The sequence below is a fragment of the Microbacterium sp. H6 genome (genome assembly GCF_003314775.1).
In the GTDB taxonomy this organism is placed as follows: domain Bacteria; phylum Actinomycetota; class Actinomycetes; order Actinomycetales; family Microbacteriaceae; genus Microbacterium; species Microbacterium oxydans.
The window spans coordinates 24,416-37,786 of record NZ_QOAY01000103.1; the positions used below are offsets into that span (position 1 = coordinate 24,416).

Sequence of the window (13,371 nt, forward strand, 5' to 3'; positions counted from 1 at the left end):
CAGAACCCGACGATCGCGACCAGGACGATGAAGGGTATCCACGTCCCTCCCCGCTTCAGGCGACGGCCCTGCGGTGCGACGCCCGGTGGTGGGGTGAGCATGCCCGCAGGCGGGGCGAACGGGAGTGCGGGCGTCGACGGCAGCGCCGTGGCCGCTGTCTCGGCCGCGAGGCGTTCGTCGCGCCACCGCGCCCACTGATCGAACTTCGTCAGCAGTGCTCCGACGGTGCCGAACAACCAGGCCCAGGTGGCGGGGTCGAGGGTCGCGACCTTGCGCTGCGTGTACAGGAACAGCCAGTCGTCGACGATCTCCACGTCGAGCTCTGCGGCGTTGTCGATGAACCGCGCCATGATGTCGGGCGTGAACAGGTACAGCGCATCGCGTTCGTATCCGCGGGGGCAGTAGAGCGTGAAGTGCTCGTCGAAGTCGCCTTCGAGCGACAGCCGTTGGCTCTTTTGGAACGACGCTGGCAGATTCGATCCGAATCCGTTGTTGCCCTTGGCGTCGAGCACGATGTTGGGCAGCGGCACATCGAGCTTCACGGCCACGTACCCCCAGCGATAGGTCGTGGAGTTCTTCCCCGACTGCACCGTGTACTGGTAGTTGCCGAACTCGACGAATCGCGGCCTGGCGCTCCTGATCAGATCAGTCGCCTGCCGTGCGCGCCCCAGGTGGAAGATCATGCCGGGCAGTGGCGGGTCGGCGACCTTCGGCTCATAGGTCATGCCGTTCGCCTCGGCGAAGCCGTGCAGCCGGTACCGCCGCACCCGCGCGTTGCGGACGCTCATCCAGATCATCACCCCGACCGCGGCCAGGAGCAGCGCGATCAGCACGAGGGGGATCGCCGCGGCGGCGGGAGACTCGCCGAACGACGCCAGGCTCAGCACCACGCCGACGAGGGTCGGGATCAGGACGACCGCGGCGATCGCGATGGCGACGATCCCGATGATCGTGGAGGCCGAAGGTCCCCCGGTGGGTCGGGAACGGAGCTCGGCCGCGAAGGCACGCACCTTCGCGGGATCGACGGGGTCGGTGAGGGGGCGGGCGTCGAAGCTCATCGGCGGGCGCTCAGCTGTTCACCGTGTCGGCGCCCCAGGTGAGGTCGGCGCCTTCCGGGATGGGGAGGGCTTCCAGCCGCTCGTCTGCGCAGAGCGCCTCGACCAGTGCGGGGGAGCCGGCCACGATCGTGGAGTCGAAGTCGACCTCGCTGACCATGACCCAGGAGCGGTCCTCCGGCCACAGCAGGCTCGGGCTCTGCGCCGAGGGCGGGAACCCGTGCTCCTCGGCAGGGCGATCACGCCACGGCACGTGCAGCACCCACTCGGGGTCGGCGAAAGCGCGCGGAGGCGCGGAGAACAGCACGTGATCGCGACCGGGCAGCTCGAACCGCGGACCTTCGGAGATCTCCCTCGACAGGATGCCCTCCTGCCAGGTGGGTCTGCGGAAGACGTTGTTGAACGGGTCGCGTGCGCTGCGATCGAGCATCGCCTGGTGGTTCGGGTCGTCCGTGAAGGTCAGGAACGACCGAGACGGGGTGATGCCGAAGAAGCCGAGCAGTCCCCCTCGTCCTTCCCACAGCGCGGCGAAACCGGAGTCGGGGGTCTGCGTGTGGTCCGCGAGGTGCGCGGCGATGGCTGCCAGGTGCGCGGGTTCCAGCTCGCCCTCCATCGGGGCGGTGAACTCGCGACCGTCGGGGGCCATCCTCGTGCGCCAGTCGCTGTCGGGCGGGGTGCGCACCAGCCGCTGCCACTGCGCGAGCGGATGCAGGATCGTGCCGAACGCCGCTGCCGTCTCAGCCCACGAGATCTGCTCATCGACGAATTCGGCCATGAGAGCGTGCTGCTCCGACTCGGGCGTGCGCACCAGCTCTTCGGCCGTCGGAACCGCTCGTCCGGGCAGCGATCTGACGATGGCGGGATGGAAGATGCGCGCATATGCCGGATACCCGCGAGGCACCACGCCGTGCATGGTCGCGTAACCCGCATCGAGCCGCTCACGCAGCCATGACCCCGCCGAGGGATCGGCTATCCACTCCATGCCACCACGCTACCTGGCGTACTGCTGCCCACTACGGTAGGAGTCGCGCCAGGCGGGGTGACCGCCGTGGGGGAGGGTTCGAAATGCTGAATCAGGTTGAAGCGGTGTCTGGTGAACGGGTGTTCCGCCGGGACCCGCTGCGCTCAGCCGTCGGGGCGATCCTGCTCTCCGCTGCACTGTCGGCGGCGACGCTCTTCGTGCTGCCGAAGTTCCTGCCGGGCACCATGAGCATCTCCACCCGTGGCGTGGTGGTGCTCGTGGTGGCGATCGCCCTGACGGTCGCGGTGTTCGCCGGGTTCTTCTGGTTCCGCAACATCCGGATCGTCGTGCGCCCCGATGCGGTCGAGATCGGGAAAGCCGGCAGCCGCGAGACGTTCGCGCGCGCGTCGACGCAGTTCCGTTCCAAGATCACCGAGCATCGGACCAACGGACTCCCGAGCGGTACGACGCGCGCCCTGATCGTGCAGACGGGCGGCCGTGAGATCACGATCGAGCTGCCGGGGTACTCGCGGACGATGTTCAACGAGCTCATGGCGACACTGAATCCGATCGCGTTGCCCGTCTTCGACGATCCGGTCGCTGCGGCGCGGGCGGTTTCGCAGCTGCCGACGCAGTTCACCGTCGACGGCACCGGTGAGCGGCGCCTCGCTACGCGGATCACGATCGCCGCGGTCGTCTTCCTCGTGGTCGCGGTCGGTGTGGGCCTGCTCGCCGCCGTTCCCGGATTCCTCGACGGCGAGCTCTCCGCCCTCATCCTGCTCGCGCCGTTCGCCGCGCTCGCCGCCGTCGGGTTCGGCATCGCAGCGCTGCAGCGCCGACGTGTGGTGCGTTCGATCCCCACACAGGTCTCGGTCGGTGTCCAGGGCATCCGGATCGACCACGTCGACACCCCGTACGCGCAACTCGAGCGCGTCTGGCTCACTCCGCCCGCCTATCCGGTGAGAAGGCTCCGACTGCAGCGAACGGGCGGCGGCACCACCACCCACCTGCTGGCGTCCTCTCGCGTGGAGATGGTGCCGGAGTACGACGACCTGCTGTTCGTGGTGCGTGCCAGGACCGCCCAGGTGCCCGGTCTACTCTCCTTGGACCTCGAATGACGACCGGATCGACCGTGCCGCTGGTGGGGAACGACCCCGGGTACCCGATCGTCACCGAGCGCTTGATCCTCCGCCCGATCACACCCGGGGATGCGGTCGCGATGCACGCGTACAAGTCGGATCCGGACGCCGTGCGCTACGTGCCCTACCCGCCGCTGCAGTTCGCCGACGTCGAGGAGCGCATCGCCACCATTTGGGCGAACACGCGATTCGCGGCCGAGGGCGATGCCGTGTGTCTCGCGGTCGAGGAGCGTGACACAGGATCGCTCATCGGAGACGTCGTGCTGTTCTGGCGCAGCGAGGCCGACCGAGCCGGCGAGGTCGGGTACATCTTCGACCCGCGCGCTGCGGGGCGCGGCTACGCGACCGAAGCAGTCAGCGCCCTGCTCGCCCTCGGCTTCGACGGGCTCGGCCTGCACCGTATCGTCGCGCGGATGGACGAGCGCAACCTCTCATCCGCGCGAGTGGCCGAAAGGCTCGGATTCCGCCGCGAGGCACGGCTGGTGGAGAGCGAGTGGTTCAAGGGCGAATGGACCACACTGCTCGTCTACGCGCTGCTCGAGCACGAGTGGCGCGGGCGCTCCGCGGCGGCCGACGACTGACGGCATCCTCCATAATCGAGGATGTGACTGCGACTGCAACCCTCCCATCCCTCGACGGCCGCCGATTCCGGATGGTGTCGTCCACGACCTCTGCGGTCGATCCCGAATCCCCGAGCATCTTCGAGTACTTCGAGCGCGACGGTGCGATCTGGGGCGGGTACGAGGGTGACACGGTCACCTTCGGCAAGTTCGTCGGCACCCGCACCGGCGACACGATCTGGGTGTCGTTCGTCCATGTGCTCAAGAGCGACGGCACGGTCGTGACTGGCGACGGCGAGAGTGAACTGGAACTGACAGACGGCGGTGGCATCCGTCTCGTGGAGCACTATGAGATGCACGGACTCCCGCAGCTCAGCGTGTGCGAGGAGCTCTCCGCCTGAGGAGATCCGGCGACCGATACGAAGCTCAGCGCGGCGGTAGTGCGTCGCGACCAGGGGAAGCCGGCGTCCACCGTGTCATCCCGAGCGGTGCGGTGACGCTGCTCCGTTCCGGAAGGTCGCCCGGCAGCAGGTAGGGGCGGCGGATCACCTCGTCGAGCACGACGACGCTGACCACCGTACGCACCTCGGGCAGCTGGGCGATCACCCCGGTGGAGAACTCGTGCACGCCGCTGACATCGACGGCCCGGATGAGGAGCATCGCATCGTGCTCGCCCGTCGTGATGGCGCACCATTCGACGTCCGGCATCTCCGTCACGCGTTCGCGGAACGACGCCCACGCCTGCGGCATCACCGTGACGAACACGAGCGCCCCGATCGACAGCCCGGCCTTCGCCTGATCCACGCGGGCACTGAAGCCGGTGATCACCCCGTCGTGCACGAGCGACTCGACGCGGGTGTAGGCGTTCGCGCGAGAGATGCCGACCTTGTCGGCGAGGGCGGCGATCGAGACACGACCGTTATCACGGAGCACTTCGAGGATTCTGTACGCCGTCTCGTCCAAGGGCGCGGCACTTCGTCCAGAATGCTTCGACTCTTCCGCATTCTTGCTGGACATATTGTTACCCACAATCGAGGTTCTGGACAGAGCGTGCCGAGGTGACCCGCTCTTGCTGGACACATCGTCGCATATGATGCGAATCTGATCCACGGTCGTCCACATCGGTGGCGGCTCACCCGAATGTACTCCTCGCCCTTGGAGGCCCTCATGTCGTCACGCCGTATCACGCCGGTCATCGCGCTCGGAGCCGTCGCGCTCCTCGCGCTCGCAGGTTGCTCGGGAGGGAACTCGGCGAACAACGGCGGGTCTTCCGGGAGCTCCGACTCCCTCGTCATCGACACCGCGTTCTCGATCGAGACCACCGACCCGGGTCACACCTACGACCCGACCGGCAACATGATCGCCAAGGCGCTCTACGAGACCCTCGTCGACTTCGAGGGCTCCGACGTCTCCACCCCGGTTCCGGGCCTCGCGTCGTGGGAGCAGAACGACGAGGCGACCGAGTTCACCTTCACCCTCGAAGGTGACCGCGTCTTCTCCGACGGCTCGCCCATCGAGGCGAAGGACGTCGTGTTCTCGCTGCAGCGCATCCAGGGCATGGAAGACGCCAAGCCCAACTTCCTCCTCGGCGGCCTGACCATCACCGAGGTCGACGACAAGACGATCCAGTTCACGTCCGAGACCCCGCTGCTGCAGCTGCCCGCGATCCTCGCGAACCCGGCACTCGGCATCGTCAACTCCGATGTCGTGATCGAGAACGGCGGCGCGACCGACGGCACCGACTCGGCGCAGAAGTTCCTCGACGGCGCATCCGCCGGCTCCGGACCGTTCGTGCTCGACACCCTCGACCTCAGCTCGCAGGTCGTGCTCACCAAGAACGACGAGTACAACGGCGACGAGGCGACGGACTACAAGCGCGTCGTCGTGCGCAACGTCTCCGAGAGCGCGACGCAGCTCGCCAACCTCAAGGGCGGCGACTCGATGGTCGCGATGGACCTGAACGGCGACCAGGTCGCCGGTCTCGGCGACGACATCACCGTCGACTCCGTTCCTTCCGGTCAGACCATCTTCCTGCTGCTGAACCAGGGTGCCGCCGGCGGCGACCTGGCGAACGTCAAGATCGCCGAGGCGATCCGCTACGCACTCGACTACGACGCACTGCTGGAGCTGGCAGGTGCCGGCTCCGTCCAGGCGACCGGCGTCATCCCTCCCGGGTTCGAGGGCGCGCTCGACAGCGGTGTGAAGCAGGACCTCACCAAGGCCAAGGCCGCACTCGCCGAGGCCGGATACACGGGGCAGACGCTCAAGCTGCAGTTCCCGAACGACTACCCGGTCGGCGGCGTGGAGTTCACCCCCCTCGCCGAGCGCGTGCAGGCCCAGCTCGAAGACGCCGGCATCACGGTCGACCTCGCCCCCGCGCCGTTCGCGACCGAGCTCGACGCCTACGTCAACGGCACCGAGGGCTTCGGCCTGTGGTTCTGGGGGCCGGACTACGCCGACTCGGCGAACTTCCTGCCCTTCGCTCCGGGTCTGAAGGTCGGCCTCCGTGCCGGCTGGGCGGCCGAGGCCAACCCGGAGATCGCGGGCATCGCCGCCGGTGCTGCCGCAGCGACCGACTCCGAGCAGCGCACGTCCGCGTTCACCGCGTTCGCCGAGGCGATGCAGGCCGAGGGTCCCTTCGTCCCGCTCATCGTCCCCGGTCGCAACATCTCGTCTGCCGACAGCGTGAAGGGCGCCGTGTACAACTCCGTGTGGGAGATGGACATCGCCGAGATCACGCCCGCCGGCTGATCGGACGACTCATGACGACAGTGGCCGTGCAGAGGCAGGCGCAGCGGCGCCGCTCGCCTCTCGTCGGGTACCTGCTGCGGCGGGCCGGCACCTCCCTGCTCCTGCTGGTGGGCGTGACGATCGTCACCTTCGCGCTCACCAACCTGGTGCCGGGAGACCCGGTCTCGGCAGCGCTCGGTGAGGGCGCGTCGCAGAACCCCGCGACGCGCGAGGCGTTCATCAAGGCGAACGGACTCGACCAGCCACTGTTCGTGCAGTACTTCATCTACATGGGGAACCTGCTTCGCGGGGACCTCGGCACGTCGCTGGTGACCGGACGCCCGGTCACCAGCGACCTCGCCACCGCCGTTCCCGCGACGATCGAGATCGCGATCGGGGCGATCATCGTCAGCCTCGCGGTCAGCATCGTGCTCGGCACGCTTGCGGCCTACCGCCGCGGACTCGTCACCGACCAGGTCATCCGCGTCGTGACGCTCGTCGGCCTGAGCGTGCCGACCTTCTGGCTGGCACTGGTCAGCTTCTATGTGTTCTTCCTCGAGCTGCGCATCGCGCCGGGCTCCGGCCGCATCTCGCCGTCGATCACGCCACCCCCGCGCGTGACCGGGCTCTACACCGTCGACTACCTCTTGAACGGCGACGCGGTCGGCTTCTTCGATGCCCTTGCGCACCTCGCCCTCCCGGTCATGGTGCTCTCGCTCGTGACCATCGGCCTGCTGACCCGCTTCATCCGCACCTCGGTGCTCGAGGTGCTCGGCAGCGACTACGTGCGAGCCGCCCGCGCCAAGGGACTCCCGGCCATGCGCGTCATCCTCGACTATGTGCTGCGCGGAGCCTCGCTGCCGATCCTCACGGTTGTCGGCGTCGCATTCGGTGCCCTGCTCTCCGGCACGGTGCTCGTCGAGTCGGTCTTCGCGTGGCCGGGCCTGGGAACCTACGCCTACAACTCCGCCGCGAACCTCGACCTGCCCGGCATCATGGGCGTCGGTCTCGTGGTCGGCGTCATCTACCTCCTCATCAACTTCATCGTCGACCTGCTCTACGGCGTGCTCGACCCGAGAGTGAGGATCGCATGAGCCGCATCGCTGCAGCGACCCCTGCCGGACGCTTCCGTTTCCGCTGGCCGCGTGCCTGGCGCACCCCGCTCGGCATCATCGGCACCGTGATCGCCGGTGCGTGGATCATCGTCGCCTTCACCGCGCAGTGGTGGGTGCCGTACCCGCCGAACGCGCAGGTGCTCCCTCGACTGCAGGCGCCGGGCATCGACACGCTTCTCGGCACCGACGGCAACGGCCGCGACATCTTCTCGCGTCTGATGACCGGTGCGACCGTGAGCCTGCCGCTCGCGCTCATGCTCGTGATCGCGGCCATGATCATCGGCACGCTCATCGGTGCGCTCGCCGGATACTTCGGCGGCTGGGTCGACGAGACCCTCATGCGCATCACCGATCTGTTCATGGCGTTCCCGACCGTGATCCTCGCGATGGTGGTGGCCGCCTCCCTCGGGCCGTCGCTGTTCAACGCCGTGATCGCGGCGATCGTGGTGTCGTGGCCGCAGTACTCCCGCGTCACCCGCAGCATCGTGCTGGGCCTGCGCGGGCAGAACTACGTGATCGCCGGTCGCCTGCTCGGCCACTCGCCGGCTCGCACGCTGTTCGTCGACATCCTCCCGAACATCGCCGGTCCGGTTCTCGTGCTCGCGACGCTCGACATCGGTGCGGCGATCCTGCTCCTCTCGGGACTCTCCTTCCTGGGCCTCGGCGCCCAACCGCCGACGGCCGAGTGGGGGTCGATGATCTCCGGAGCGATGCAGAACTTCGACGCCTGGTGGCTCGGAGTCTTCCCCGGCCTCGCGATCCTCACGGTGGTGCTGGCGTTCAACTTCCTCGGAGATGCGATGCGCGACGTGCTCGACCCGACCGCCGAGATCACGCACGAGAAGGCGGCGGAGCACAAGGCGTCGGCGACGGGAGTGGCCGCATGACCTCGGCGCAGGGAAACTCGTCCCTCAGCATCCGTGACCTGACCATCGACATCGGGCGCCCGCTCGTGAAGGGCGTCTCGCTCGAGCTCGAGGCCGGCCGCATCCACGGCCTCGCCGGGGAGTCCGGTTCCGGCAAGACCCTCACCTCGCTCGCCGTGCTCGGGCTGCTGCCGCGTCAGGCGCGCGTCGGGGGATCGATCCTGCTCGCGGGGGAGGAGCTGGTGGGCCTGAAGCGCCGCTCCCTCAACACGGTGCGTGGTAAGCGGATCGCCATGGTGTTTCAGGATCCGTCGGCGTCGCTGCACCCGCAGCTGCCCGTCGGTCGTCAACTCACCGACCACATGCGCGTGCACCTCGGGCTCAAGGGTGCTGCGGCGCGGGCACGCGCCGTCGAACTGCTCGAGACCGTGCAGGTGCCCAATCCGACGGAGGCGCTGAAACGGTATCCGCACCAGTTCTCCGGCGGCCAGCGTCAGCGCATCGCGATCGCCTGCGCCCTCGCCTGTGACCCCGAGGTGCTGCTGGCGGATGAGCCCACCACCGCGCTCGACGTGACCGTGCAGGCGGGGATCCTCCAGCTGCTGCGAGACCTCGCCGTGGAGCGGAACCTGGCAGTGCTCCTCGTGACGCACGACCTCGGCGTGATGAGCGCGATCGCCGACACGGTGGCCGTGATGAAGGACGGCCGGATCGTGGAGCTCGCCGATCGCGAGACCCTGTTCCGCGATCCGCAGCACGAGTACACGCGCATGCTGCTCGCGGCCCTCCCGGGTTCGCGCATCGATGAGGCACCGGAAGGGCAGGCCGCAGATGAGTGAGGTCGCAGTCCTCGACGCGCAGGACGTGGTCGTGCGCTACCCGGGCAACCCGCCGGTGATCGCCGTGAACGGCGTGTCGATCCGTGTGGCTGCGGGGGAGACCGTCGCCCTCGTCGGTGAGTCCGGCAGCGGCAAGTCCAGCCTCGCCCGTGCCGTGGTCGGCATCGAGAAGATCGCCGCGGGGACCGTGCTCTTCCGGGATGCTCCGGTCGCCCCGCTCGGCATCCGGCGGCGGGGGCTCGCGCTCACCGGCATCCAGATGGTGTTCCAGGACCCGGCGACCTCGCTGAACCCCCGGCGCCGGGTCGGTGACCAGATCGCCGACGGGATCGCCACCGCCAAGGCGCGGGGTGCCGAAGGGTCCACGGTCGAGGAGTGGCTCGAGCGCGTCGGGCTGCCGACGAATGTGAGCACCCGCTTCCCGCACCAGTTCTCGGGCGGGCAGAAGCAGCGCATCGCGATCGCGAGGGCGCTGGCGGCTCGGCCTTCGCTGCTCGTGGCCGATGAGCCGATCTCGGCGCTCGACGCGTCGACCCAGACGAGTGTCGCCGGCCTGATGCGCGACCTGGTGGCCGAGTCCGGCGCGGGCATGCTGTTCATCTCGCACGACCTCGCCGTGGTGCGCCGCATCGCCGACCGCACGTTCGTGATGTTCGGCGGTCGCGTGCTCGAGTCGGGTCCGACGGATCAGCTCTGGGCCGCGCCGAGGCATCCTTATACGCAGGCGCTCCTGGCGGCGATCCCCGAGCCCGACGGCGCCGGGCGCATCCCCGCCGCCCCCACGGTCGACGACCGCACCGTGTGGGTGGAGGTTCCCCCGGTCGCGTACTGACCCGCGGTGCCTCCTGCGAAAACGGAGACGACCCCTCCCTTGGGCGGAGTGTCGAGGTGCGACACTCCGCGCTGAGAAGGGATCGTCTCCGTTTTCGCCTGCGGCCCTGCGGATGCAGCTCCTGCGGAAGCAGAGCGCGCGGATGTCAGAGTGGTGCGACGATGTCCTGCTTCACGTCCCACTCGGTGACTTCCTGGATGCTCTCGATCTTCTGGCCCTCGACCTCGGTGGAGGCGTTGGCGGCGAGCACCGCGTAATCGCTCGTGACCTCGAAGACCATCGCGACGCTGGTGCCCTGCGCCTCCGAGGTGCCGGTGAGGAGGAACACGTCCTGGCCCAGACGCGTGCCTTTACCGGTGACGGTGTACTCGCCGGACAGCGTGTCGGCCACGCCCATCGGGTCGGACGCGTCGACGGCCTTCGCGGCCGTGCTGAGCGTGCTGATCTCCTGGTCGGTCGAGTTCTCGTCGGCGACCTGCCACTCGCCCGTCGCGGACTTGACCCACGCGTCATCGCCGATCACGATGACCGACCCGAACGTGGTGGTGGTCTCGACCGCGTCGTCGGCCGGGTTGTAGCGCGTGGTCGACTCCATGCCCAGGGTCGTCATCTTCGCGGAGAAGCCGGCGGTGTCGGTCATGGCGGCCGTGACGCACTCCGCGAGGGTGGCACCGTCGATGGTCGTGCCCTCCTTCAACTCGGGGCAGTCCGCCTGCGGTGCTTCCGCCTCCTGCGAGGCTCCGGCACTGGGCTTCTTCTCGGCGGTCGAGTCCGATCCGCTTCCGGTGCATCCGGTGAGCAGCACGGCGGCGGCGAGCACGACGCCGACCCCCCATTTGTTGACGCGCATCGCGTCCCCCCTCTGGTCGAACGCCCGATGACCGTCATCGGGCACTCTTTCCAGCATGCCAAACACCCCAGGAGTTCCCGTCACCACCGACCGCTGTGTCGGGGTCTTGTTCGCGCCCGCACCGCTCTTCCGCTAGACTGTCGAGGTTGTCTGCCTTGCGGCGTCCATTCGGGATTCCAGAGGCGGGCACGTGCACACACCCTCCTGCTCCCGGGAAATTCCCGAGAGCCGTTCTAGTCCGAAGGAGGTGGGTAAGTGACGCACCAGTACGAACTCATGGTCATTCTGACCCCCGAGATCGACGAGCGCCAGGTCGCACCTACGCTCGACAAGTTCCTGAAGGTCATCACCAACGATGGTGGCTCTATCGAGAACGTCGACATCTGGGGCAAGCGCCGTCTCGCCTACGAGATCCAGAAGAAGACCGAGGGCATCTACGCCGTCGTCAACTTCACCGCGACCAGCGCCGCCACGCAGGAGCTCGACCGTCAGCTGAAGCTGAACGAGCAGATCATGCGCACCAAGGTTCTCCGCGCTGAAGAGGCTCAGGCGATGATCGCTTCCGAGGCCAAGCGCTCCGAAGAGAAGGCTGCCCGCAAGGCCGCCAAGGCTGCGAAGGCCTAAGTCTCATGGCCGGCGAAACCGTCATCACCGTGGTGGGAAACCTCACGGCCGACCCCGAGCTGCGCTACACGCAGAACGGGCTGCCGGTGGCGAACTTCACCATCGCATCGACGCCTCGGAACTTCGACCGTGCCGCGAATGAGTGGAAGGACGGCGACGCGCTGTTCCTCCGTGCATCCGTCTGGCGCGAGTTCGCCGAGCACGTGGCAGGTTCGCTGACGAAGGGCATGCGCGTCATCGCGCAGGGCCGTCTGCGTCAGCGCTCCTACCAGGACCGCGAGGGCAACCAGCGCACCGCGATCGAGCTGGAGGTCGACGAGATCGGCCCCTCGCTGCGGTACGCGACCGCGCAGGTCACCCGTGCGGCCTCGACCGGCGGTGCCGGCGGCGGTGGCGGTGGACAGTCTCGCCCCGCGCAGCAGCAGGTGTCGGAGGAGCCGTGGTCCACGCCCGGCTCGTCGACCAGTGCCGATGCCTGGAGCACTCCGGGCAGCTTCGGCGACGACACCCCGTTCTGAAAACACTTCTCTGGCCCTGAGCTGGACCCCTGGGTCCCTGAGCTCGTCGAAGGGCCGCTCATCACTAAGGAAAAACTATGGCTGGAAAGTCGAGCGGCGACCGCCGCAAGCCGCGGAAGGGTGGCAAGCCCACCGCTCCCGCGAAGTCCATCCGGGTCGGTGTCATCGATTACAAGGATGTCGCCACCCTCCGCAAGTTCGTCTCGGAGCGCGGCAAGATCCGCGCCCGTCGTATCACCGGTGTCTCGGTGCAGGAGCAGCGTCTGATCGCCACGGCGATCAAGAACGCGCGCGAAATGGCGCTCCTGCCCTACGCTGGCGCCGGCCGGTAAGGGGTATCGAGATGGCAAAGCTGATTCTCACGAACGAGGTCGCCGGGCTCGGTAGCGCCGGTGACGTGGTCGAGGTCAAGAACGGGTACGCCCGTAACTTCCTCATCCCGCAGGGCTTCGCTACGGCGTGGACCCGCGGTGGCGAAAAGCAGGTCGCTTCGATCCAGGCCGCGCGTCAGGCACGCGCGATCCACGATCGTGACGACGCTGTCGCACTGAAGAACGCTCTCGAGGGCACCAAGGTGCGCCTCACGGTCAAGGCCGGCAAGGAGGGTCGTCTCTTCGGCTCCGTCAAGACCGACCACGTCGCGGATGCTGTCGCAGCCGCGGGCCTGGGTTCGATCGACAAGCGCAAGGTGCACATCCCGTCGCCCATCAAGGTGACCGGTGAGCACGAGGCGACCGTGCGTCTGCACGACGATGTCACCGCAGTCATCACGCTGCAGGTCATCGCCGCCAAGTAAGCACACGCGGCAAAGCCCCCTGTTCTTCGGGACGGGGGGCTTTCTGCATCCTCGGATGAGGGAACGTCGCCTCAGAGGTCGCGGCCGTGCACGGGTCTGGCGTTCGCCGGGGGATCTCCGACCTCGTCGACGGTGTGGCCGGTGCAGGCCGCCGCTGTCACGCTGGCTCGTTCGACGCGCGAGACGGCGAACCACCGGATGGCATCGCGCAGTCGACACCAGCCGACCAGGTACCACTGCCCACCTGTGGAGGCGAACAACACGGGTTCGACGTCTCGGGTGGTCGCGACGCCGTCTCCCGAGGTGTAGCGGATGCGCACGACGCGCTGCTCCGACATAGCCTCCTCCAGCGCCGACCGGACCGCGCGCGACGGCGACGGGGGTGCGTCGACCCAGACGCGGCGGGCGAGCTCGTCCGCACCGGCGCGGGTGCGCGGGTCGAGGACGTCGATGATCTTGCTCACGGCGGCTGCGGCCAGATCGCCG

Annotated in this window: 17 protein-coding genes; 12 read left to right on the plus strand and 5 right to left on the minus strand. The window is 68.2% G+C overall.

What is annotated here, in order from left to right; genetic code table 11:
* The coding region (locus DSP71_RS07135) for a hypothetical protein (RefSeq protein WP_113680736.1) at nt 1-1,058 on the minus strand (1,058 nt) is incomplete at its 3' end.
* Nucleotides 1,059-1,068: 10 nt separating this feature from the next.
* The gene (locus DSP71_RS07140; protein WP_113680737.1) at nt 1,069-2,037 is read right to left on the minus strand and encodes a hypothetical protein; all 969 of its coding nucleotides are present in this window, start codon (nt 2,035-2,037) and stop codon (nt 1,069-1,071) included.
* Between the two features lie 83 nt (nt 2,038-2,120).
* Here DSP71_RS07140 and DSP71_RS07145 point away from each other — a divergent pair, with 83 nt between their 5' ends.
* The 3 genes from DSP71_RS07145 to DSP71_RS07155 are packed head-to-tail and all read left to right on the plus strand — an operon-like array spanning nt 2,121 to nt 4,116.
* Complete coding sequence (locus DSP71_RS07145; RefSeq protein ID WP_113680738.1) at nt 2,121-3,134, plus strand: hypothetical protein; 1,014 nt, start codon at nt 2,121-2,123, stop codon at nt 3,132-3,134.
* Nucleotides 3,131-3,736: a GNAT family N-acetyltransferase gene (locus DSP71_RS07150; RefSeq protein WP_113680739.1), complete on the plus strand. Its 606-nt coding sequence runs from the start codon at nt 3,131-3,133 to the stop codon at nt 3,734-3,736. The genes DSP71_RS07145 and DSP71_RS07150 overlap by 4 nt, the downstream gene beginning before the upstream one ends.
* Before the next feature lie 23 nt (nt 3,737-3,759).
* On the plus strand, nt 3,760-4,116 hold the full coding sequence (locus DSP71_RS07155) for a hypothetical protein (protein ID WP_258546311.1): 357 nt from the start codon (nt 3,760-3,762) through the stop codon (nt 4,114-4,116).
* A 25-nt stretch (nt 4,117-4,141) separates the two neighbouring features.
* On the opposite strand, the gene DSP71_RS07160 is transcribed toward DSP71_RS07155, so the two are convergent.
* Nucleotides 4,142-4,732, minus strand: coding sequence for an Lrp/AsnC family transcriptional regulator (locus DSP71_RS07160; RefSeq protein WP_257022274.1), 591 nt, complete (start codon nt 4,730-4,732; stop codon nt 4,142-4,144).
* Between the two features lie 150 nt (nt 4,733-4,882).
* Here DSP71_RS07160 and DSP71_RS07165 point away from each other — a divergent pair, with 150 nt between their 5' ends.
* Genes DSP71_RS07165 through DSP71_RS07185 form a run of 5 tightly spaced genes read left to right on the plus strand, consistent with a single transcriptional unit; the run spans nt 4,883 to nt 10,097 of the window.
* Complete coding sequence (locus tag DSP71_RS07165) at nt 4,883-6,466, plus strand: ABC transporter substrate-binding protein (protein WP_046748521.1); 1,584 nt, start codon at nt 4,883-4,885, stop codon at nt 6,464-6,466.
* 11 nt (nt 6,467-6,477) lie between these two features.
* Nucleotides 6,478-7,539, plus strand: a complete 1,062-nt coding sequence (locus tag DSP71_RS07170) for an ABC transporter permease (protein ID WP_058631931.1) — start codon at nt 6,478-6,480, stop codon at nt 7,537-7,539.
* The gene (locus DSP71_RS07175) at nt 7,536-8,447 is read left to right on the plus strand and encodes an ABC transporter permease (RefSeq protein ID WP_017203805.1); all 912 of its coding nucleotides are present in this window, start codon (nt 7,536-7,538) and stop codon (nt 8,445-8,447) included. The genes DSP71_RS07170 and DSP71_RS07175 overlap by 4 nt, the downstream gene beginning before the upstream one ends.
* Complete coding sequence (locus tag DSP71_RS07180) at nt 8,444-9,265, plus strand: ABC transporter ATP-binding protein (RefSeq protein ID WP_046748523.1); 822 nt, start codon at nt 8,444-8,446, stop codon at nt 9,263-9,265. Before DSP71_RS07175 ends, DSP71_RS07180 begins: the two co-directional genes overlap by 4 nt.
* Nucleotides 9,258-10,097, plus strand: a complete 840-nt coding sequence (locus DSP71_RS07185) for an ABC transporter ATP-binding protein (protein ID WP_113680742.1) — start codon at nt 9,258-9,260, stop codon at nt 10,095-10,097. Before DSP71_RS07180 ends, DSP71_RS07185 begins: the two co-directional genes overlap by 8 nt.
* 145 nt (nt 10,098-10,242) lie before the next feature.
* Here the strand turns inward: DSP71_RS07185 and DSP71_RS07190 are convergent, their stop codons facing one another.
* Entirely contained in the window at nt 10,243-10,947 is a 705-nt protein-coding gene (locus DSP71_RS07190) for a hypothetical protein (RefSeq protein ID WP_227751218.1), read from the minus strand.
* Between the two features lie 255 nt (nt 10,948-11,202).
* Here DSP71_RS07190 and rpsF point away from each other — a divergent pair, with 255 nt between their 5' ends.
* From rpsF to rplI, 4 genes are all read left to right on the plus strand, one after another.
* Nucleotides 11,203-11,571, plus strand: a complete 369-nt coding sequence (rpsF, locus tag DSP71_RS07195; protein ID WP_021201450.1) for a 30S ribosomal protein S6 — start codon at nt 11,203-11,205, stop codon at nt 11,569-11,571.
* 5 nt (nt 11,572-11,576) lie between these two features.
* Entirely contained in the window at nt 11,577-12,089 is a 513-nt protein-coding gene (locus tag DSP71_RS07200; protein ID WP_045262453.1) for a single-stranded DNA-binding protein, read from the plus strand.
* A gap of 77 nt (nt 12,090-12,166) precedes the next feature.
* Complete coding sequence (gene rpsR, locus DSP71_RS07205) at nt 12,167-12,421, plus strand: 30S ribosomal protein S18 (RefSeq protein ID WP_017829850.1); 255 nt, start codon at nt 12,167-12,169, stop codon at nt 12,419-12,421.
* A gap of 11 nt (nt 12,422-12,432) precedes the next feature.
* On the plus strand, nt 12,433-12,885 hold the full coding sequence (rplI, locus tag DSP71_RS07210; protein ID WP_045262454.1) for a 50S ribosomal protein L9: 453 nt from the start codon (nt 12,433-12,435) through the stop codon (nt 12,883-12,885).
* Nucleotides 12,886-12,956: 71 nt separating this feature from the next.
* Here the strand turns inward: rplI and DSP71_RS07215 are convergent.
* On the minus strand, nt 12,957-13,371 hold a 415-nt coding region (locus DSP71_RS07215; RefSeq protein ID WP_113680743.1), incomplete at its 5' end, for a YafY family protein.

Coding starts and splice junctions, on each gene's coding strand:
- DSP71_RS07175 (WP_017203805.1), top strand. CDS start 7,536: ATGAGCCGCATCGCTGCAGCGACCCCTGCCGGACGCTTCCGTTTCCGC.
- DSP71_RS07190 (WP_227751218.1), bottom strand. CDS start 10,947: ATGCGCGTCAACAAATGGGGGGTCGGCGTCGTGCTCGCCGCCGCCGTG.
- DSP71_RS07165 (WP_046748521.1), top strand. CDS start 4,883: ATGTCGTCACGCCGTATCACGCCGGTCATCGCGCTCGGAGCCGTCGCG.
- DSP71_RS07145 (WP_113680738.1), top strand. CDS start 2,121: ATGCTGAATCAGGTTGAAGCGGTGTCTGGTGAACGGGTGTTCCGCCGG.
- DSP71_RS07185 (WP_113680742.1), top strand. CDS start 9,258: ATGAGTGAGGTCGCAGTCCTCGACGCGCAGGACGTGGTCGTGCGCTAC.
- rpsR (WP_017829850.1), top strand. CDS start 12,167: ATGGCTGGAAAGTCGAGCGGCGACCGCCGCAAGCCGCGGAAGGGTGGC.
- DSP71_RS07140 (WP_113680737.1), bottom strand. CDS start 2,037: ATGGAGTGGATAGCCGATCCCTCGGCGGGGTCATGGCTGCGTGAGCGG.
- DSP71_RS07160 (WP_257022274.1), bottom strand. CDS start 4,732: ATGTCCAGCAAGAATGCGGAAGAGTCGAAGCATTCTGGACGAAGTGCC.
- rplI (WP_045262454.1), top strand. CDS start 12,433: ATGGCAAAGCTGATTCTCACGAACGAGGTCGCCGGGCTCGGTAGCGCC.
- DSP71_RS07170 (WP_058631931.1), top strand. CDS start 6,478: ATGACGACAGTGGCCGTGCAGAGGCAGGCGCAGCGGCGCCGCTCGCCT.
- DSP71_RS07180 (WP_046748523.1), top strand. CDS start 8,444: ATGACCTCGGCGCAGGGAAACTCGTCCCTCAGCATCCGTGACCTGACC.
- DSP71_RS07200 (WP_045262453.1), top strand. CDS start 11,577: ATGGCCGGCGAAACCGTCATCACCGTGGTGGGAAACCTCACGGCCGAC.
- DSP71_RS07150 (WP_113680739.1), top strand. CDS start 3,131: ATGACGACCGGATCGACCGTGCCGCTGGTGGGGAACGACCCCGGGTAC.